Origin of the sequence: Xylanibacter brevis P6B11 (assembly GCF_000621825.1) — a bacterium.
GTDB lineage: Bacteria > Bacteroidota > Bacteroidia > Bacteroidales > Bacteroidaceae > Prevotella > Prevotella brevis.
The window spans coordinates 102,347-124,524 of sequence record NZ_JHXG01000006.1 but is presented as its reverse complement, the minus strand read 5'-3'; the positions used below and the strand labels follow the sequence as shown (position 1 = coordinate 124,524).

At 51.2% G+C, this 22,178-nt stretch carries 10 protein-coding genes; all 10 read left to right on the top strand.

Annotated features, from left to right (window positions below):
* Nucleotides 1-21 precede the first annotated feature (21 nt).
* The 10 genes from T496_RS0102110 (at nucleotide 22) to T496_RS0102065 (ending at nucleotide 22,158) form a co-directional block, all read left to right on the top strand.
* Complete coding sequence (locus tag T496_RS0102110) at nucleotides 22-2,181, top strand: fasciclin domain-containing protein (RefSeq protein WP_027449285.1); 2,160 nt, start codon at nucleotides 22-24, stop codon at nucleotides 2,179-2,181.
* A gap of 78 nt (nucleotides 2,182-2,259) precedes the next feature.
* A complete protein-coding gene (locus T496_RS0102105) occupies nucleotides 2,260-4,116 on the top strand; it encodes a fasciclin domain-containing protein (protein ID WP_081783509.1) in 1,857 nt (618 codons plus the stop codon).
* A 33-nt stretch (nucleotides 4,117-4,149) separates the two neighbouring features.
* Nucleotides 4,150-7,416: a SusC/RagA family TonB-linked outer membrane protein gene (locus T496_RS0102100; RefSeq protein WP_231477980.1), complete on the top strand. Its 3,267-nt coding sequence runs from the start codon at nucleotides 4,150-4,152 to the stop codon at nucleotides 7,414-7,416.
* Nucleotides 7,417-7,455: 39 nt separating this feature from the next.
* Nucleotides 7,456-9,309 (top strand): RagB/SusD family nutrient uptake outer membrane protein, encoded by a 1,854-nt coding sequence (locus T496_RS0102095; RefSeq protein WP_027449282.1) that lies wholly within the window; start codon nucleotides 7,456-7,458, stop codon nucleotides 9,307-9,309.
* Nucleotides 9,310-9,459: 150 nt separating this feature from the next.
* Nucleotides 9,460-11,598, top strand: a complete 2,139-nt coding sequence (locus T496_RS0102090) for a M6 family metalloprotease domain-containing protein (protein ID WP_027449281.1) — start codon at nucleotides 9,460-9,462, stop codon at nucleotides 11,596-11,598.
* Between the two features lie 164 nt (nucleotides 11,599-11,762).
* Nucleotides 11,763-12,191, top strand: a complete 429-nt coding sequence (locus tag T496_RS0102085) for a hypothetical protein (RefSeq protein WP_155808589.1) — start codon at nucleotides 11,763-11,765, stop codon at nucleotides 12,189-12,191.
* 13 nt (nucleotides 12,192-12,204) lie between these two features.
* Nucleotides 12,205-13,146, top strand: coding sequence for a glycoside hydrolase family 43 protein (locus tag T496_RS13215; RefSeq protein WP_044110454.1), 942 nt, complete (start codon nucleotides 12,205-12,207; stop codon nucleotides 13,144-13,146).
* Between the two features lie 897 nt (nucleotides 13,147-14,043).
* Nucleotides 14,044-14,979 (top strand): family 43 glycosylhydrolase, encoded by a 936-nt coding sequence (locus tag T496_RS0102075; RefSeq protein WP_044110515.1) that lies wholly within the window; start codon nucleotides 14,044-14,046, stop codon nucleotides 14,977-14,979.
* A gap of 9 nt (nucleotides 14,980-14,988) precedes the next feature.
* The gene (locus T496_RS0102070) at nucleotides 14,989-18,993 is read left to right on the top strand and encodes a hybrid sensor histidine kinase/response regulator transcription factor (protein WP_044110452.1); all 4,005 of its coding nucleotides are present in this window, start codon (nucleotides 14,989-14,991) and stop codon (nucleotides 18,991-18,993) included.
* Nucleotides 18,994-19,113: 120 nt separating this feature from the next.
* Nucleotides 19,114-22,158, top strand: a complete 3,045-nt coding sequence (locus T496_RS0102065; RefSeq protein ID WP_027454756.1) for a SusC/RagA family TonB-linked outer membrane protein — start codon at nucleotides 19,114-19,116, stop codon at nucleotides 22,156-22,158.
* The last annotated feature ends 20 nt before the right edge of the window (nucleotides 22,159-22,178 follow it).

The window sequence follows — 22,178 nt, the reverse complement described above, 5'->3', positions numbered from 1 at the left end:
AACACCTGAAAACTGAAAGATATGAAAATCAAGAATAATATCAAAACCATACTGATGGCTCTGGCCGCCGTTGTGACGCTGGGCACTATGAACAGCTGTTCTGACGAACCAGACAAGGAGAATTTCTACACCTTCACGGGTGAGATGATGAGCGACTATCTGAACAATCGCGAGTCGTTCAGCGAATTCAAGACCATCGTAGAGCGTGCCGGACTGATGGACCTGCTGGCAGGCTATGGCCACTATACGTGTTTCGCACCTACCAACGAGGCTGTGGATGCCTTCTTGGCTGAGCGCGGACTGACAAGCGTGGCTGACCTGAGCGATGAGGACTGCGATACGATTGCACGTACGCACCTGATTAATAACCTCTATTCTACTTACGAAATGTCGCAAGACCGTTTGCAGACAGCCAACTTCCTGGGTCGTTACATTGCTACTGAGCAGATGACCGACGACGACGATAATGCCATCGTGCAGCTGGAAGGTGTGACCAAGACCATCTTTGGCAAGACCGAGAATGGCGACTATATTCACCAGAACGACTCGGTGGAGAACGGTATCGTTCACCCCGTGGACATGGTGATTGAGAAGTCTAACAGCATGATCAGCGACCTGCTGCGCATGAACCCCAAAGTGTCTGTCTTCTACAAGGCCCTGGTTGCCACTGGCGTGATCAATGAAATCCAGGAAGTATCTGACGAGAGCTATGATCCCACCAAGTATATCCGTGAGTACTACAAGTCACACACTTGGAACGAGGTGGCCAGCGCTCCCGACAAGAAGAACATCGGCTATACGGTGTTTGTGGAGCCTAACGAGGTTTACCTGAAGAAGTTTGAGGAAGAGGGCATTGAGATCGTGAACAAGGACACGCTGAAGGCACTCTACGACCTGGCTTGTCTGTACTACGACAACAACGAGAACTATGCCGACGACAAAGGAAAGCACAGCTATAGCGACCTGAAGGCCGACAACAACGCCTTGAAGCGCTTCATCCAGTATCACATCCTGAACCGTCAGGTGGCTGGTACGGCCGACTTGACACCTATCGTGATGACAAAGACGGCCGAGGCCTTCGGTATCAGCACTACGATCATCAACCCCGTGGACTGGTATCCCACGCTGCTGCCTCACACCATGGTGAAGATTGAGCAGCTGACGGTGCGCACCGACAAGGCTGGTCGTGACAATAAGGGTCAGGGCTCTATTGGCGAGCGCTACATCAACCGCCGCTATGCAGCTCCCGACTTCACCTTCGAGGGTTCGCATATCGATGCAACGGTCGAGAAGAAGCCTGTGCACGATGGTCTGAACGGACACTATTTCTACATCGACGACGTGATTGCCTTCAGTCAGGACGTACTGGAGAAAGTGCAGAACATGCGTATCCGCATGGACTTCTCTTCGGTGTTCCCCGAGGTGATGACCAACGGTATGCGCCAGGAGGGTAACCCCTATGTCGATGATAGCAACACCACACCTGATGACTCTTCTACACCTAAGAACGGACGTAACTTCTACTTCCCCTTGGGCTATCTGGAAGGTGTGGACTTCAACAAGAACTGTCTGCTCGTGCTGCGCCGCCCACACACCAACTTCTGGTCATGGCAGGGCGACGAGTGGAACCTCTTTGGTGACTACGACCTGACTTTCCGCATCCCACCAGTGCCCTTCTCTGGCGAGTGGCAGTTCCGTCTGGGCTTCTGTGCTCTGGAGACCCGTGGTGTGATGCAGGTGTACTTCGGCACCGATCCTAAGAACCTGACACCTCAGGGTATCCCCTTGGACATGACGAAGTTCCTGAACTCAGAGATGTATCTGGGTAGCCGCTTCAAGAGCGATGAGAAGCTGAACGACTATAACAGCAAGACTGATCTGGAGAAGGCACAGGAACAGAAGATTCTGAAGAACCTGAAAGCCTATCGCGCCGGTACCTCTACCTACCACTTCAATCCTAACTCGGGTGAGAAGTTCTACTTCGCAGGTAACGAACGTACCTATCGTCGTGTGCTCTGTACGGCCCAGGTGGACTGCACGAAGGACTACTACATCCGCTTCCGTGTGGCCAGCGATGGTAAGCAGGGTAATAACAACGAGTTCATGCTCGACTACTTCGAGATGGTGCCACGTAGCGTTTACAGCGTAGATGGCGATGGCGATATGGAGGACGACCTGTAAAAAAAAACCCACCCCAACCCCTCCCCCTGGAGGGAGGGGAAAAGGGTAGTTTGTTCAAATAAGAAATACCAACTAATTATGAAACAAATGATAATAGAAAAGACCAAGAAACTACTTCGTTTCAGTGTCTATATGCTTCTCCCCATTTTAGGGGGAGGCTGGGTGGGGGTCTCTTGTACCGATGCATGGGACGACCACTATGATGGTACGGCAACGGGCGTTAGTAGTGGCACCATCTGGCAGGCCATCGAAAACAATAACGACCTGTCTAACTTTAAGCGTGTGGCTGTGGCCTGTGGCTACGACCGTGCACTGAAGAGTAGTCAGGTGTTCACCGTGTTTGCTCCCACCAACGCTTCGCTCACCGATGCACAGACCGAGTCGCTGATAGCCCGCTATCAGACCGAGAAGCTGCAGGGCATCGAGGATAAGGACAACTCGGTAGTGGTGGAGTTCCTGCAAAACCACATCGCTCTGTACAACCACTCGGTGTCGAGCACCAGCAAGGATACCATCACGATGATGAACGGTAAGTACAACGTGCTGACGGGCAATGGCATTGCCAATGCTAACTTCCTGCAGGATGGCGACCAGCTCAACAAGCTCTATAGCAACGGTCTGCTGTTCACGGTGGACCAGAGCGTGAAGTTCGTGCCCAATGTGTTTGAGTATCTGCGCAACGAGGGTGAGGGACTGGACAGCATCCGTAACTTCCTCTATAGCGGTGATCCCCTTTACAGCGACTCTAAGTGGAAGCTCTACTACAAGAACTTCATTGCTTCGAAGAGCGTAGAGGGTGGCATCGACTCGCTGGGTCGCACCGTTTATCTGGACTCTATCTCAGAACAGACCAGCAAATTGTTCTCTTCTATCGGTCTGCTGAACAAGGAAGACAGTACCTACTGGATGGTGGCTCCTACAAATACCGTCTGGAAGAATCTGGTAGAGAAATACAGCAAACACTTTGTTTACGACAAGACCGTGGACCGCATCCTGAGCGTAGGTAACATCGACTCGCTGAACTATGTCAACACACGTAAGGCGATTGTAGAGGGAACGGTGTTCAGCCGTACCATCAACAAGGCCGTGTTCGACGGCGCGTCGGCAGCCACCGACTCGCTGATGTCAACCAGCGCCATGCCTAGCTACGAGCTGCGCCGCTACTATTGGGGCAACGATAGCCTGCACTATTATCAGTACTTCGATCCTCGTGGTGCCAAGGGTGTGCTGAGCGGCACTACCGAGGTGGCTTGTAGTAACGGTAAGCTGCTGAAGGCTTCGCAGTGGAACTTCGATCCTCAGGAGACCTTCATCCAGACCATCATCGTTGAGGCTGAAGGCCAGAATGCCATTAAGGAGGTCAGCAAGTATCAGGTGAACGAGGAGACTAAGGACTCGATGCCTACCATCAGTCCTATTCCTAAGACCGTACCGAGTGCTTACGCAGACAACACACCTAATCCATACTATAATAAGGTATCAAACAATAAGTATATTGAGTTTGCACCTCAGGAGGGTATCAACCATACCGTGACGTTCAATATCACCGGTGTGCTCTCGAACGTGCCTTATGACATCTATCTGGTGACCGTACCTGCACAGGCCGAGACCAAGAACGTGTCTCCCTACCAGCGTCGTCCCACCAAGGTGGCTGCCTATATCAAGTATAAGGATGAGAATGGTGACGTCATAGGCCGTGGTAACGGTAAGAGCTTGGTTTCTAAGCTGGAGACCCCAACGGAGTCGGTTGGCTACCTGAAGCTGGCAGAGAAATATGTATTCCCCACGTCTAACTATGGCTTGACCGAGGATAACCCACGCATCACGCTGGAAGTAAGTACAGACGTGAAGAGTAGGGAGACTCGTCAGGATACAGGTACTCACTCTGCTGTGATGCGTATTGACTGTGTCATCTTGAAACCACATGTGGAATAATGTATGATTTTTAAACAACGAATTATGAAGACTATGAAGAAATATATATTGTTTGGAATCACGCTACTGATGGCACTTCCAATGAATGTATGGGCGCAAGACGAGTTCGACGACGAAGAAGAGGAAGTCGAGGTCAAGGCTCGCACGTTCACTCAGAAACAGAAGCAGTATGAGACACGTGTGGTCAAGGGTATTGTGCTCGATGCTACCACACGTAAGCCCATCAGCGGTGCTATTGTACGTGCAGCCGAGATCGACGGCTACAGTGTGCTCACCGAGGACAATGGTGCTTACGAACTGAAGGTACCTGTGTTCACTTCGGCTCTGTATGTGTCCACACCCGACTACAACCCCGTGAAGATTGGTTTGCAGCGTGTGGAGCAGCAGAAGACGGTGACCCTCTATCCCAGCACCTTTGCAGCCGAATATGCTGCGATGACCAATGTGCGTGGTGACTATTCAGCCACCGACTTCAAATACACCAGCGCCATTAATATCAAGGACGAGATTCAGAAGCAGCTAGGCGCACAGGCCTACACCAAGACACTGAGCGGCACACCTGGTATTGGTAGCGTGATGTTTGTGCAGGGCTTGAACTCACTCAATGTGAATGCACAGCCACTGGTTGTCATCGACGATGTGATCGTGGACCAGCAGTATGGTCGCGACATGTTGCACCAGGGCTACTATAACGACCTGCTGACCAGCATCAACCCTGCCGACATCGAAAAGGTAACGGTGATGCGCAACGGTACAGCCCTCTATGGTTCGAAGGGTGCCAACGGTGTCATCCTGATCCAGACCCGCCGCAACAAGTCGATGGCTACGCGCATCACTGCCACAGCCTCGATGGGCGTGGTGATGGAGCCTAAGTACTATGACATGATGAATGCTTCGCAGTATCGTGGTTATGCTTCTGAAATGCTGCGCACCACGAACACGAACATCCGTACGTTCAGCTTCCTCAACGAGGATCCCGACTACTACTATTACACCCCTTACCACCAGAATACCGACTGGAAAGACTATGTCTATAGAACAGCCTTCACACAGAACTACGGTATCAACGTAGAGGGTGGTGACGATGTGGCCAACTATAACCTCTCGGTAGGCTATACCGGCGCTAACAGCACCTTGAAGAATAACGAGATGAACCGCCTGAACGTGCGTTTCAATACCGATATCTCGCTGCTGAAAGAGCTGAGCGTGCGCTTCGATGCTTCGTTCTCTAACCAGACACGCAACCTGCGTAACGACGGTGCTCCTACCACCTATGACGAGGGTACGCCTTCTGCACCTTCATTCCTGGCCTATGTAAAGAGCCCCTTCATGAGCCCTTACAGCTACGGCCGTGGTCTGCTGTCAGACAACCACTGGGACATCACCCCCGAGACTTACTTGCGTGAGGCTTTGTCGGGCTACAGTGGCTACAACTGGCAGCTGGGTAACCCCGCCGCTATCCTGGAATACTCGGATGCTGAGAACAAGAACCGCTTCGAGAACTCACTGCTGAACCTCAGCGTGACACCGAAGTATATGTTCAATGCAAACCTCTCACTGAGCGAGCACTTCAGCTATAACCTGGTGAACACCCACAACCAGTATTATATTCCTATCAATGGTATTCCCGAATACTACGTGAAGAGTATTGGTGGTAATCGTACCAATGAGGTGCGCTCGCTGGCTTCTAAGCAGAACTCGGTGATGAGCGACACCCGTCTGGACTGGAACAACCGTTATGGTGCTCACTTCATCCATGCCTTTGGTGGCGTGCGTGTGAACTGGGAGAACTTCACCAGCAACACACAGCTGGGCTACAACACGGGTAGTGACAAGACTCCATTCATGAGTGGTGGCTTGAAGAACGTGGATGTAACAGGTGTGGAAGAGAGCTGGAACGCTATCTCATGGTATGCACAGGCTGAATATAACTACATGAGCCGCTACTACGTGCAGGCCAACCTGACCGTTGACGGTTCTACACTCTTCGGACAGGACGGCGGCGACTTCCGCCTCTTCGATGCTGCTTGGGGCGTGTTCCCCGGCGTGCAGGCATCATGGGTGCTCTCTAACGAGCCCTGGATGGCTGGCGTTAAGAATGTGGACTACCTGCGTCTGTCGGCTGGTTTCGATGTGAGCGGTAACGACAACATCGACTACTATGCTGCTCGCAGCTTCTTCCGTGCCAACCAGTACCTGCACGATGTGTCTGGACTGACCTTTGCCGGTATCGGTAACACGAAGATTCAGTGGGAGACCACACGCCGTATGAACTTCGGCGTTGAGTCAAGTCTGTTTGACAACCGCCTGGCTCTGAGCCTGAACTACTTCCGCTCTACCACCGACAACCTGCTCACTACCCAGTCGCTGGGCTTCCTGAGCGGTCTGGACGACAACTGGTCTAACTCTGGTAAGCTGAAGAACAACGGTTTCGACGTGACCGCCACCGTCAAGGTGCTGGCACAGAAAGACTGGCAGTGGCAGGTGGGCGCCAGCATGGGTCACTACAAGAACGAGATTACCGAGTTGCCCGACAACAACAAGACCATCAAGACCGAGCTCTATGGTGCTACCGTCCTGACCGAGGTAGGTCGTCCTGCCAACGTGTTCTACGGTTACCGCACCGAGGGCGTCTTTGCTACCACAGCCGAGGCTAAGGCCGCAGGTACCAGCGATCCTAACGGTTTGTACGTGCTGGGTGCCAACGGTAAGGACCACAACTACTTCGAGGCTGGTGACGTGCACTTCAGCGACGTGAGCGGTGATGGCGTCATCGACGAGAAGGATATGGTGGTGATCGGCGATCCTAACCCCGATTTCTACGGTAATATCTTTACTTCGCTGAGCTGGAAGCGCTTCAAACTGGACGTGAACTTCAACTACTGCGTGGGCAACGATGTATATAACTACATGCGTTCACAGCTGGAGGGCGGCAGCCGCTTCATGAACCAGAGCAAGGCCATGAACCACCGCTGGCAGGCAGAAGGTCAGCAGACCGATATGCCTCGCATCACCTTCCAGGATCCTCTGGGCAACAGCCGCTTCAGCGACCGCTGGATCGAAAATGGCTCTTACCTGCGTCTGAAGACGGCTACACTGAGCTACGACCTGCCTGTCAACTCTGAGTTCATCCAGGGCGTTCAGTTCTGGATCCAGGGCAACAACCTGCTCACGTTCTCAAAGTATCTGGGCACCGATCCTGAGTTCTCTACCTCTTCAAAGGTGATTGGTCAGGGCATCGACCTGGGTCGTCTGGCACAGAGCCGTTCTATCGTGGCTGGTGTGAAGATTAATCTGTAATGCTCATAATGAATGAAGAATCAAGAAATAAATAAGATTATGAAAATCAAGAATATATTTCGTAAAGGGGCTGGTTCAGTGTGCTGCGGCTTTGCAGCTGCCTTCATGGCGCTGCCCATGATGACTTCCTGCGCGGACTTCTTCGAGCCCGAGGCAGAGGATGTAATCTTCACAGACAAGGACCACCTGACCAACTGGACGGATACCGTGTATTCGCTGACTGGCATTCTGAACAAACTGCAGGTCATTGCCGACCGTACCGTGCTGTTGGGCGAGGTGCGTGGCGACTTGGTGGACCTGACCGATGCTGCCGGCTCTGACCTGCGCGATCTGGCCTTGTTCCAGGAGAAAGATGATAATATCTATAACTCGCCTCGCGACTACTATGCCATCATCAACAACTGCAACTACTACATTGCCAATGCCAAGACCGACATGCGCAACAGTCAGGACAAGTATGTGTTCATGACTGAGTATGCAGCCATCAAGGCGATCCGTGCATGGACCTACCTGCAGCTGGTGCTGAACTATGGCGAGGTGGCTTACTACGAGGAGCCTCTGCTCACCAAGGAGGCTGCTGAGGCTGCTGAGAGAGCACCTAAGCGCGATCTGGACTACATCTGCCAGGCTCTGATTGCTGACCTGGAGAGCATCCCCGTGCAGTATCGCACGGAGTATCCCGGTATCGGTAACATCCGTAACACGGACTCACGCTTCTTCTACTTCCCCATCGACGTGGTGCTGGGCGATCTCTATCTGTGGAGTGCTAAGACACCTGCAGAATACTACAAGGCTGCCACTTGCTACTATAACTTCATCAACAACCGCAATGGACTGGCGGCCAGCAGTTTTTACCCTGTGGGTATCAATGTCGTTCAGTGGCCTAAGGGTACTACCTCATGGGTATCTATCAACCTTTTGGTGGAAGATTTCTGGGGCGATGAGCGCTATTCTAACAATGGCGAGCTGATCACTATGATTCCTGGCGACTCTATTCGTGCCGAGGGTTACTATAGTGAGTTGCGTAACCTGTTCAACTCTACTACAGAGAACCTCTATAAGTACAGCATCACACCTTCTAACCGTTTGACGGAGCTCTCTGAGTCTATGGTTAACTGTGTGCTGGGTAACAACGGTACTACGGTCAGCTACTCGCCTAGCGGTCTTTCAGAAAGACGTTCAGGTGACCTTCGTTTGGCTTATTCTTGCGTTACTGATCCCAATGGCTATCGCGATCCTGTGACTGGCGATCCCGTAAGCACTCAGCTGATCAGAAAGTACAACACACGTAATGTACACATCTACCGCAAGCACATGGTTTACCTGCGTATGGCAGAGGCTCTGAACCAAGCTGGTTTCCCACGTGCAGCCTTTGCTACGCTGAGCGAGGGACTGGACAACGCTATCCTGCGCGACTCTATCGGTCGCACGATTCCTGAGGCCGACTCTATCAAGCTGGCTGCGTTCGACTTCCCCTCAAACAACTATCGTCGTGCTTCGGCCAACTTCTTCGTAACGCACAATGCTGAGCAGACACCTAACACCATCGGTGTTCACACCCGTGGCTCAGGTTATACGCCTATGAACGAGTTCTACAAGCTGATCAACGACACCGTTGAGACCGACGAGGCTAAGTATCGCAAGCTGACTGCCGAACAGCAAGCCTATGTAGATAGTCTGTTGCTGGACGAGATGGCACTGGAGTTTGCCTTCGAGGGTACCCGCTACTATGACTTGATGCGCTTTGCCAAGCGTCAGGCCAACCCCGGTGCTTTCATGAAGAAGCATATCGAGGCACGCAAGGGCAAGAAAAACTCTGCACCCGTTTCTCGCGATCTGAGCGATCCAAAGAACTGGTATATGACATGGAAAGGCAAGTTGGGCTACAAATAAGAAACTCAATATGAAATGATAAAAAAGCCGTTCGCCCATCGCGAACGGCTTTTTTGTTGAAAATGTTTTGGTAAATGAATTTTATTATTTATCTTTGCACTTCCTTTGATTGACCTAATAAATAAAAAAGTTAAAGCTAACAATTTAAAAATGAAAAGAATGTTTTTGATTCTGTCACTGTTGGTGATGACCCTGACAGTGGCAGCCGTACCAGCCAAGCGCGGCGTCGTGCAGACGTTGAAACTGGCCGATGGTACAGAAGTGAAAGCATGTCTTGAAGGCGATGAATTCGGCCATTTTTGGAGAGGTGCCGATGGAAAAGCCTACCGCAAGACATCCGATGGGACCTATCAGGCGATAGATCTTCAGGCCACCATCCATAGAGCCAAGGCAAACCGTCAGAAGATGAACGCAAAACGCGCTCAGCGACTGCCGCGTAGGGCAGAGAAGACTGGCTATTTTGGCAAGAAGAAAGGTATCATCATCTTGGTAAACTTCCAGAAATCTACCTTTGTTGCAGAGCACGACCAGGCACTCTTCAAGCGTATTGCCAACGAGTCTGGCTTTAGCGAGGGCAATTTCAAAGGTTCTATGTGCGACTATTTCAAAGATCAAAGTCGTGGACAGTTCGAGCTGGACTTTGATGTGGTGGGTCCTTATACGTTGAACCAAGATTATGCTTATTATGGTGAAAACGATCCGGAGCATAATGATAATGATAAGCACCCTGCGACCATGGTTGCTGAGGCTGTTAAAAAGGCCAATAATGATGTGACCGACTGGTCTGCCTACGACTGGGACAACGATGGCGAGGTGGATCAGGTCTATGTGGTCTATGCCGGTCACGGTGAGGCTGATTACCCCGATGATGACACTGTCTGGCCTCATGCCTATTCATTAGCTGCAGCCGCTAAATATGACGGTGATGGTCCTGGCCCTGTCAGCGTGAATGGTGGCAAGAAGGTAAACACCTATGCCTGCGGTGCTGAGCTTAATTCTTATGGTAAGATCTCTGGTATTGGTACCATGTGCCACGAGTTTTCCCACTGTCTGGGCTATCCTGACTTCTACGACATTGACTATACTGGAGGCCAGGGCATGGGCTATTGGGACTTGATGGATTCTGGTTCTTATAATGATGACGGCTATCAGCCTGCTGGTTATACCAGCTACGAGCGATGGGTGGCAGGTTGGATGGAACCCATTGTGCTGGAAGACCAGGATGTCAGCGTGAAGAACATGAAGTCGCTGCAGAATGGCGGTGAGAGCTACATCATCTATAACCAGGGTCACCGCGACGAGTTTTTCTTGCTGGAGAACCGCCAACAGGATGGCTGGGATGCCTCACTGCCCGGTGCTGGTCTGCTGATTCTGCATTGTGACTACGATGAAGAAGTGTGGTTTAATAATGAACCTAATGATGATCCCGCACGTCAGCGTTTCACCTGGATGCCTGCTGACAATAAGTATCAGTACGTTATGGAGGAAGGGAATAAATACTACTCTTTTGAAGGTATGAACACCGACCCCTTCCCTTATGGCAATCGTAATGCTTTCAACAAGAGGACAAGGCCTGCTGCTATGTTCTACAACAAGAACAGCGACATGAGCTACTATATGAACTCTTCAGTAGAGAATATTAAGCAAAATAACGATGAAACCGTGTCTTTTGACTTCATGGCTCAGCTTGCATCTGATTCACTCTCTGACGCGACCCTCTTCTATGAGTCTTTCGATGAATGTGAAGGCACTGGCGGTAATGACGGTGCGTGGTCTGGTTCGATAGCTTCATCTGCTATTAAGTGTGACAATGAAGGCTGGGTGTTCGAGAATGCTTACGGTGCATTAGGCTGTGCAAAGTTTGGCACCAAAGATAAGGCTGGTTTAGCCACCACCCCCTCGTTTGTTGTTAATGGCAGTGCCAAACTCACTTTCTCTGCAGGTGCATGGAATTCTAACAACGAACAAACCACGTTGCATCTCTCAGTGACTGGTGGCACGATAGAGCCGGCTGAAATCCAATTGAACAAGGGCTCTTTCGATGAATACGAGGCCGTGATTACTGCTAATGGCGCGGTAACCTTGTCGTTCAAAGGTGCAGAGATCAAGAGCCGTTTCTTCCTAGACGACGTGCTGGTGGAGAATCCGAATGCCACAGGCATCAGCGAGCAGAAAGTTGCCCGTCAGTCGGGCGCCGTCTATACCCTTGATGGCCGTTATGTAGGTCGTAATGTCCAGTCATTGGGACGCGGCCTGTATATTGTTGACGGCAAGAAGATTGTTAAATAAGCGATAAAACCGACGATATTAACGCATTAGAGCGGCATCATTCTCAGCGAATGGTGCCGCTCTTGTTATATGGTGATGCCGTTTTAAAGACACAAAAGTTTGTTTTTCTCAATAATTGTTCTTACCTTTGCACCCGATATTAACTAAACTAAGAACCAAATTCAATGAAAAGAGTAGTAGTTTTGTTTTTGATGTTTGTGATTGCCATACTTGTCATTATGACTTTCACAAAACCCAATGAATCGGATCACTATGTCACTGTACGCGTTGTCGCCATGAAGGTGGCAAGTCAGAAATTGGCTGCCGTGCCTGTGGCTGATGCTGTGGCAGACCAGTTGCCCGAGGAACTGAGAGAGAACTTGTCGGACGACATGTTTGATTCCCTTTCTGACATGGCGGTCGATATGGGCACAAACGCGGCTGTGAGTACGTTTGACAACTTCATGCGTCAGAACTTTGAGGTTCATGACTACAAGGTGGTGAACGTAGGCATAGTGAAGTATCACGGTATGAACGTGCCCATCACGATTGGCTTCTTTGGCAAAGTGAAGCTGTTGGTCGATGAGGCTAAGATACAAAGTATTCTTCAATAAATAGCTCCCAACAATGAAACAATTTTGGATAATCTTGACGACGCTGACGTTGTTTGTGGTCAGCGCAACGGTATGTCGCGCCCAACGTGTCAGCGAGGTGCCCCTGGCCGACCCCTATATACTTTTAGATGGCGATACCTACTATGCCTATGGCACAGGTGCCAAGGAAGGCATCGAGTATTACACCTCCAAGGATCTGCAGACGTGGCAGCGCGGCGGACTGGCGCTGCATAAAGACAACACCACCGAGCAGCAGTGGTTCTGGGCTCCCGAGGTGTATCATCGCAACGGGCAGTACTATATGTACTATTCAGCCAATGAACACCTCTATGTGGCGGTGGCCGATTCGCCCCGTGGTCCCTTCAAACAGGTGGGTGGGCGTATGATGAAGTCCCTGATAGGCGATGAGAAATGTATCGACTCTAGTGTTTTCCAGGACGAAGATGGTCGTTTATATTGCTTTTTTGTCCGTTTCACCGATGGCAACTGCATCTGGGCGTGCGAATTAGAGTCCGATGGCATCACGCCAAAGCAAGGCACGCTAACGTACTGTTTCAGTGTGTCGGCACCCTGGGAAGAGAAGTTGGGCCGTGTCAACGAGGGACCTTTCATGGTAAAACATAAGGGTACGTACTATCTTACTTATTCCGGAAACGATTTCCGCAGTCACGACTATGGAGTGGGCTACGCCACTAGTCAGTCGCCCATGGGTCCGTGGACCAAGTTCAAGTACAACCCGATTGTGCAGCGAGTTGACGGACTTTATGGCACTGGACACCATTCTTTCTTCACGGATAAGGACGGAAAAATGCGAATAGTGTTTCATGCACACTATTCAGTATCAGAGGTTTACCCGCGTGGCATGTATATCGGAACAATGAAATTTTCGCGCGGTAAAATGAAAATATTAGGTCAGAAATTGTTGTATCCGAACCAAAATGCACAAAATGACTGAAGAAATAAACAAAAATACAATTGTAATTAAATAAATAGTAGTACTTTTGCATCGTCAACACAAGACTATAGACATATAACACAAGATACAGATTCTTGATCATACATTGTTAGTAAATAGTTAGTAGTTTTATTTTTAGGAATTATTTGTTTTTTCATGAGCTTAGCCTCCCTGTGAAGGGGGGCTAAATTTCTTTTATGTGGTATCCTCTTTTCTTTTATGTGGTATCCTCTCGCTACCTCGCCAGTTCCCAGCTCTAAAAAGGGGAAAGGGCTGCCATCTACTTACTATAGTACCGCTATCGTCTTGCTATAGTGCCACTATCGTCTTGCTATAGTACCGCTATCGTCTTGCTATAGTGCCACTATTGCCTCGTTAAAGTGCCACTATTGATTCCATTCTAGACTCTAGAAAAGGTGATTCTAAACTCTAGAAACGATGATTCTAGACTTTAGATTTTGTCTTTCTAGACTTTAGATTTTGTCTTTTCAGACTTTAGAATCAGTTTAAAGACTTTAGTCTTACCTGTGAAAAGTGCTAGTATCAGCTTTTGATAGTGGCGCGATGAGTTGCTGAAACAAGGCAAATGATTGATGAGGTCTGGCCGAACGGGTGCTGGAATGCCTGTGTTTGCGCCTTTTTCAAATGGTAGGTCTTTTTTTTTAGTCAATTTCTTTGTTCATTTCGGAATAAGTTGTAACTTTGCGATAGAATGCTACGAAGAATACCTCTCTAGCTTAATGAATGGACAAAAATACCTAAGAGTTGGACGATAGTGCCGTAGTGATTAGTATATAATACGTACTTTTGCACGGTATTAATCAAACAAACAAATTGTAAAACATGAACTCTAGACTTTTGATCCTGGTTGGTGCCTTTGCCGCTTCCGTATTTGGCATGGCGACAACAGCTGTTGGACAGACCACCTACAAGAATCCTGTTGTAGATAACAGTCTGCCCGATCCCACAGTCATCAAGGCCGATGACGGTCATTTCTATCTCTATGCCACCGAGAATGTTCGTAACCTGCCCATCTATCGCTCCGACGATTTGGTCAACTGGACCTTTCTGGGCACCGCATTCACCGACGAGACACGTCCTCGCTTTGTGAAGCGTGGCGCCATCTGGGCACCCGACATTAACTATTTTGGTGGTCGCTACGTGCTCTATTATGCCATGTCAACATGGGGTGGCGAGTGGGAGTGCGGCATTGGTGTGGCCACTGCCGACAAGCCCGAGGGTCCCTTCACCGACCATGGTAAGATGTTTATCAGCAAGGAGATTGGCGTGCAGAACTGCATCGACCCCTTCTATATCGAGGAAAAAGGAAAGAAATACCTGTTCTGGGGTAGTTTCCGCGGCATCTATGGTGCCGAGCTCACGGCCGACGGCCTGGCGCTGAAGAACCCCAAGAAGCTATTTAAGGTGGCCGACACCTTTATGGAGGCTACCTATATCCTGAAGCGCGACGGCTACTACTACCTCTTCGGTTCGAGTGGCACCTGCTGCGAGGGCGCCAAGAGCACCTATCAGGTCACCGTGGGCCGCTCAAAGAAGCTGCTGGGCCCCTATGTCGATAAGCAGGGACAGCCCCTTCTGAAGAACCACCACGAGATTATCCTGCACAAGAATGATCAGTTTGTGGGCACCGGACACAATGCCGAGTTCGTCACCGACAAGAACGGACGCGACTGGATGCTCTATCATGCCTTCCATCGCGAGGACCCCGATGCCGGTCGTGTGTTGCTGCTCGACGAAGTGAAGTGGAAAGACGGTTGGCCATACATCGAGAACAGTGTGCCATCCACCGAACACGAGGCACCTCAATTCTAAGAAATACCTATGCGATACATCGTCACCATCATCACCGTGCTACTAGCGTCGATGGGCTGGGCGGGCAACTACCGCTTCCAGCACGTTGACAGCAAGAGCGGACTGCCCCATCAGCAGGTGGAGGCCCTGGCGCAGGATGCCAAGGGCTACATGTGGATAGGCACCCGCAACGGCCTGGCACGCTATGATGGTTATGACATTCGCACCTACTATCACACCTCTCAGCCCCATACGCTGAGTCATAACTTCGTGCATGGCTTGCACGTGGATCAGAAGAACCGCCTGTGGATTACCACCGAGAACGGCATCAGCCGCTATCGTCCCGATTCCGATGACTTCTGCAACTATGCCGTTGGCAAGGGCCTCTTCTGGTCTATCACAGAGACCAGCCAGGGCGACATCTTCTTTGGTGGCAACACGTTGTGCCGCTACGACGAGCAGCAAGACTCCATGATCACCATCCCCACGATGGTTACCGATTTTGTCAACTCGCTGGCGGTGGACCACAACGATAATCTCTACGTGGCAACCAACAGCACCATCTTCAGCTACGACCGCACGCTGACCAACTTCTCGATGCTGCCGCAAACCTACTATCAGGACTTCATGAAGGGCGCCCACGTCATCGTACCCCTGCAGTTCGACTCGCAAGGACGGCTGTGGATTGGTCGCAATGGTCAGGGCGCTATGCGTATCGACCTGAAGAGTGGCGCTACCAAGGTCTATCCAGCCGAGGTACTGTCCAGCGGCATCGTGCGTTGCATCACCGAGGACAACCGTCATCGCATCTGGTTGGGCACGGAGAAGGGTGTTAGCATTATCCATCCCAATGGCGAGATAGAGACGCTCAGTCACCAGTTGTCTGATGCCAACTCGCTGAGCGATAATGCAATCTATACCATTTTCTGTGATAAAGAGTCGAACATCTGGCTGGGATCCTACTTCGGCGGTGTTGACTATCTGCAGAACGACAACGACCAGATATTGCTGTTCAAGCCCGGCCTGCAGCCCAATCAGTTGAAGGCCCGTGTGCCCCGCACCATCGTTGAGACCACACCAGGCATCTTCTGGATAGCTACAGAGGATGGCGGCATCAACATCTACGACCAAGCCGCCAACCAGTTCTCAGTCTTTGCCGGTCTGCCCGCCAAGGCCAACAACGTGCACGGCCTCTATTATGATGCCGAGACTGCCGACATCTGGATAGGTACCCGCTTTGACGGGCTCTACCGCTATAACCTCAGAACCAAAGCTACCAAGCACTATTTCCGTTCTAACGGTCTGCCCTCTGAGGCCTGCTTCAGCATTGTCAAGCAGAAAAACGGTCGTATCTGGGTGGCTACGATGGAAGGACTCCGCTACTATGATGCCCAGAAAGACGAATTCCTCGTCACCGGTACCAAGGATCTGGACGAGACCTTCATCTATTCGCTTCACATAGACCGTCACGACAACCTGTGGGTCAGCGTCATCAACCATGGCATCTTCCGCGTGGATGGTCAGCGTGGCACGGTGAGCAGCATCAAGACCTCTGACGGCAAAGGACTGAAAGACAACTACATCATCTGTCTGTATCAAGACACGAATGGCACGCTGTGGATTGGCAACAACAACAACGGCCTGCAGTTTATGACCCCCGACGGCAAGATACACTCCATCGAGAGCGATATCCTGTCGCAGTGCACCATCTGCAGCATCGAGGAAGATAAGAGCGGACACCTCTGGATCAGTACCAGTAGGGGCCTGTTCAGCTATAGTCCTAAGACCGAAGCCATTGTACGCTTCTCGGCCGAGTCGAACGGTCTGCCGTCTAACCAGTTTAACTTCGCCTCCTCGTTGAAGGCCGCCGACGGCCGTATGTTCTTCGGCACCATCAATGGTCTCATTGCTTTCTATCCGAAAGATATCAAGGAAAAGACCGGTCCCTTCATCGTTCACCTGAAGCGACTCACCATCAATAATGAAGAGATTAACAGCCTGAGCGAGGACTCGCCACTGACGCGAGAACTCGATGAAACCGACAAAATTGAACTTTCTTACTCCGAGGCACACTCGTTCAGTATCGACTATAGCGTCATCATGCCAGGCAACACCTCGACCATCAACTATCAGGTGTGGCTCGAGGGCATAGACCGCACGTGGCGCAACGTGGGCACCGAGCGTCGCTTCTCGGGCTACAACCTGCCGCCGGGCACCTACACCCTGCACGTCCGTGCCAACAACAGCAACCGCGGTTGGGAGAACTGTCCCGAGAAGGTCATCACCATCGTGGTGGCCCCACCGTTCTACCGCTCCACCTGGGCCTATCTGTTCTATCTGCTTGTGTTTTTCGTGCTCGTAGCACTGACTCAGCGCCTGTTCAAGGTGCGCATGCAGGAGCGCAACGCCGTGCGCATTGCCAATATGGAGAAAGAGAAGTTGGAGGAACTCGACAAGGCCAAGTTCGACTTCTTCACCACCGTCTCGCATGAGCTGAAGACCCCGTTGTCGCTCATCATTGCTCCGCTGAAGAGTATGGCCAAAGAGACCATGAGCGAGGAGTCGCGCAACCATGTGAACATGATTATCAAGAATGCCAACAAGATGGAAGAGCTCATCGGCGAGCTGGTGACCTTCAACAAGATAGAGACAGACCATTTCTCGTTCTATCTTCAAAAGGGCAACCCGCTGGAATTTATCGAGCTGGGCATGGCCAACTTCTACGTAGCCTGCAGTGAGAAAGGCATCAACCTGAGCGTCAGCACAGAGAACAATGGTGAGGAGGTGTGGTTCTCGCCCTCTTATGTAGAGCGCATCCTGAACAACCTGGTCTCTAACGCCATCAAGTTCACCCCGCAGGGCGGTAACATCACGGTCAACGCCTGCATCACCGTCAAGAAAGACAGTCCATACACTTACCTCTGTTTCCAAGTGAAAGACACCGGCATCGGCATTGTCAAGGAAGAACTGGAGAACATCTTCACCCGTTTCTATCAGACCAAGCGCGGTTTCAACGCCAACAACAGCGGTTGGGGCATCGGCCTGTCGCTGGTGAAACGACTGGTCGATCTGCATAAAGGCGAGATACAAGTGGACAGCACCGTAGGGCAGGGCACCACCTTTACCGTCTGGATGAACGTGTCGGCCAATGCCTTCCCCGAAAAGAGCCTGATTACCGACGATAAGGTGATTAAGCCCATCGACCAGTATAAGTTTGCCCAGCCGGCCATCGTCGCCCCCACAGATAGCGTGCCGCTGGAACAGCATGAAGACAACGACCGCATGGCTATCATGATAGTCGATGACAATGCCGACCTGTTGCAGTTCCTGCGCGACTATTTCTCTAAGGAATATAACGTGCTCACCGCCACCAATGGTAAGGAGGCCCTGCAACTGGCCCACGAGCAGCAGGTGCAGCTGGTCATCTCGGATGTGATGATGCCCGAGATGGACGGCATCGAACTCTGTCGCACGCTGAAGGCCGACATGCAGACCTCGCATATCCCCGTCATCCTCCTGACCGCCAAGAGCGAGAGCAGCGATGTGCTCGAGGGCTATCAGAGCGGTGCCGAGGCCTACGTCTCGAAGCCCTTCGACCCCGACATCCTGCAGTTGCAGGTCAGCAATATCATGCAGTTGGTGGAGAAGCGCCAGAAGGAGATTGTAGATGCCGACAGTGCCGACATCGATGCCACCGACACGCTGGGCGAGCTCGATAAAGCCTTTGTGCAGAAAATGGCCGAGATTGTTGAGGCCAACCTAGCCAACAGCGACTTCTCGATTACCGACATCACCGAGGCGCTGGGCGTCAGTCGTAGTCTGCTGCACATCAAGATGAAGAACATCCTCAACATGTCCATGGGCGACTACATCCGCAAGAAGCGACTCGACAAAGCCTGTCAGATGTTGCAGAATGGCTATAACGTCTCCGAAACAGCCTACAGCACTGGCTTCTCAGATCCCAGCTATTTCTCGAAGACGTTCAAGAAACATGTGGGCATGAGTCCTACAGACTACTGTAGCAAGAAAAGTTAGAGTGAAATTCATTTTTACCTGAAATCTAAACAATATTACATATCAAATCCACCCTTTAGCTGTACATTTGCAGCGTCAAACCTAATTAATGGGAGTATATTACTACCTAACAATAATAATATGGAACAAAGAACATTTTCATGGAAAACTGTGCTGATGATGCTCTTCTTCATCCCTCTCGGGTTGCAGGCTCAGAGCGTGAAAGGCACGGTAACCGATGCTGAGACCAACGAACCACTGATTGGTGTCAGCGTCAAGTCGATTGACGGCAAGGGAATGGCAGTGACCGATTTTGATGGTAACTACTCTATCCAGGCCGGCAAGAACGAACGTCTGCAGTTTAGCTACATTGGCTATCTGCTGAAGACGGTGCCCGTGGGCAATAAATCAACCATCGATGTGGCCTTGTCGCCCGATGTTCAAACCCTGAACGATGTCGTGGTGATTGGTTACGGAACGCAGAAAAAGGCCGATTTGACCGGTGCCGTAGGCGTGGTCGATATGAAAGAGGCCGCCAAGACTGCTGCCACCAATATCTACGAGATGCTGCAAGGTCAGGTGCCAGGTATCTCTGTCTCTACCACCAGTCAGCCTGGTGTGATGAGTAAGGTGCAGATTCGTGGCGTCGGCTCGTTCAACACCGTTGGTCCTCTTTACGTCATCGACGGTATGATTGCCAACGATGCCAACCACCTGAACCCCAACGAAATTGAAACCATGCAGGTGCTGAAGGATGCTTCGGCGGCTGCCATCTATGGTGCTCGCGGTGCCAATGGTGTGATTCTCATTACCACCAAGCGCGGTAAGAAGGGCGAGCCCTCACTCGATGTGACCGCTACCTGGAGTGTTTCAGACATGCCGAAGAAGATAGACATGATGTCGGCCACCGACTTCATGAAATATAATGAACAGGCGTATATCAATGCCGGTGAGCAGTGGCCCGCCCATTACTATGCCGAGGACATGGTTGGAAAGTATATCCCCTCTACCGACTGGCAGAAGGCTAAGTTCCAGACAGGTTTCACACAGGACTACAACGTGATGTACCGTCAGGGTTCTGACAATGTCAACATGGCCATCGGTGGTGGTTATATGGATCAGACAGGTGTGATTGACGGACCTGACTATCGTCGTTTCACCGCTCGTATCAACAGCGATGCCACCTATGGCATCCTGAAGATTGGCGAGAACCTGACCTTCCAGCACACCATTCACCACGAGACCACCGGCGGCGGCTTCTGGAATGCCCTGTCGATGCCTTCAGTGATTCCCGTTCGCGACCCGAACGAGGGTTCTGGTCGTGGCGGCTACGGTTATGGTGGAACCAACTTCCTGACCTACACCTCGAACCCCGTGGGCGAGCAGGAACGCTATCAGGACCTGAGCATCAACAACCGTGCGCTGGGTAACGTCTATGCAGAGCTGAGCCTCTTCAAGCACTTTACCTATAAGATTAACTTTGGTATCGATGCATGGTTCGGTCGCCATAAGAACTTCGACTACGGCTATACGCTGCGCCTGAACTCGGTTGAAACGCATTTCACCAATGCCCTCTACGACAACCGCGACCAGCGTATCACTACTATCTTAGAGAACACGCTGACCTACCAGAACACCTTTGGCAAGCACAACCTCACCGTCTTGGCAGGTCACACCGCAGAGGATGTGAACTGGCACTGGCTCGAGGCCGTCGGCTACGACCAGAAGGTGCCCGGACTCGTTGAGATCGACCTGGCTGGCGAACAGCACAGCATGTCGGGCTCTGAGCAGCAGCGCCGTCAGTTGTCATACCTCGGTCGTATTGACTATAACTACGATGGCAAATATCTGGCTCAGTTCAACTTCCGTTCGGACGGTAGCTCTAAGTTCGGTCCAAACAACCGTCGTGGTTACTTCCCCTCATTCTCGTTCGGATGGCGTGTTTCTGAAGAGAAATTCTTCGAACCACTGAAGCAGACCATCAACAACCTGAAAGTGCGTGCCAGCTGGGGTAAGGTGGGCGACATGCAGTCGCTGGGCAACTATGCCTATATTCCCAGCATCGACCATAGCGGTCCTTACGAGGGCTTCTACGCCATCTTCGGTCCTTCAAAGAACGAGACCGTGCTGAACGGTGCCACCCAGAGTGCCATGGTCAACGTGAACCTGGGTTGGGAGACGAAGACCACTACCAACATCGGTCTTGACTTCAATATGTTCAACAACCGCCTCTTCGGTACGTTCGAGTGGTTCACCGCTAAATCTACCGACCTTCTGCTTAACAAGCCACAGTCGTGGGCCACTGGCGTAGGTTCTATCTGGACCAACTTCGGCGAGATGCGTAACTCTGGTATCGAGCTGACCTTAGGTTGGCGCGACAAGGCCGGTGAGCTGGACTATAGCGTCAGCGCCAACGTATCGACCGTACGCAACGAGGTGCTCCGCATGGGTGAGTCTTACGTGATGGATGCTTACACCCGTACAGAGGTGGGCCGCTCTATCAGCGACTTCTATCTGATTCCTTTCGCAGGCATCTTCCAGTCAATGGACGAGGTTTACGACCACACCACCACGCTGGCCGACGGAACCATCAAGGTGATTCAGCCCGATGCTAAGCCTGGTGACGTGCGCTACGTGGATGTCAACGGCGACGGCGTGATTGATACCAACGACCGCACATGGAGCGGCAGCCCACTGCCTAAGTTCGAGCTGGGTCTGAATGTCAGCCTGGCCTACAAGAACTTCGACTTCAACATGTTCTGGGCAGGTAAGTTTGGCAACAAGATCTACAACGAGCTGCGCAAGAACCTGCTCAACTTCAACGTCGATAATATTCCTGCCGATGCTGCACCTTGGACATGGGACAACCCATCTACGGAGTATCCCCGCATGCTGGCTGGTACAACATCTAACAATATCGGTTATTGCGACCGCTTCCTTGAGAATGGCTCTTATTTCCGCCTGAAGAACCTGCAGCTGGGCTACACCCTGCCTGCTTCGCTCACGCAGAAAGCTTATATCCGCAAGGTGCGTGCCTATATCAGTGGCACCAACCTGCTGACCATTACCAAGTACAAGGGTTACGATCCTGACATCATTTGTAATAATGTCTATTCTCAGGGCATTGACAACGGACAGTATCCTTCTAGCCGACAGGTGAACTTCGGCTTGCAAGTTACATTCTAATAATAAGAAAGGAGCAATAA

What these genes read in the sequence shown, in the direction of transcription:
- T496_RS0102070 (WP_044110452.1), top strand. Translation starts at nt 14,989, where the DNA reads ATGCGATACATCGTCACCATCATCACCGTGCTACTAGCGTCGATGGGC.
- T496_RS0102075 (WP_044110515.1), top strand. Translation starts at nt 14,044, where the DNA reads ATGGCGACAACAGCTGTTGGACAGACCACCTACAAGAATCCTGTTGTA.
- T496_RS0102085 (WP_155808589.1), top strand. Translation starts at nt 11,763, where the DNA reads ATGAAAAGAGTAGTAGTTTTGTTTTTGATGTTTGTGATTGCCATACTT.
- T496_RS13215 (WP_044110454.1), top strand. Translation starts at nt 12,205, where the DNA reads ATGAAACAATTTTGGATAATCTTGACGACGCTGACGTTGTTTGTGGTC.
- T496_RS0102065 (WP_027454756.1), top strand. Translation starts at nt 19,114, where the DNA reads ATGGAACAAAGAACATTTTCATGGAAAACTGTGCTGATGATGCTCTTC.
- T496_RS0102105 (WP_081783509.1), top strand. Translation starts at nt 2,260, where the DNA reads ATGAAACAAATGATAATAGAAAAGACCAAGAAACTACTTCGTTTCAGT.
- T496_RS0102100 (WP_231477980.1), top strand. Translation starts at nt 4,150, where the DNA reads ATGAAGAAATATATATTGTTTGGAATCACGCTACTGATGGCACTTCCA.
- T496_RS0102090 (WP_027449281.1), top strand. Translation starts at nt 9,460, where the DNA reads ATGAAAAGAATGTTTTTGATTCTGTCACTGTTGGTGATGACCCTGACA.
- T496_RS0102095 (WP_027449282.1), top strand. Translation starts at nt 7,456, where the DNA reads ATGAAAATCAAGAATATATTTCGTAAAGGGGCTGGTTCAGTGTGCTGC.
- T496_RS0102110 (WP_027449285.1), top strand. Translation starts at nt 22, where the DNA reads ATGAAAATCAAGAATAATATCAAAACCATACTGATGGCTCTGGCCGCC.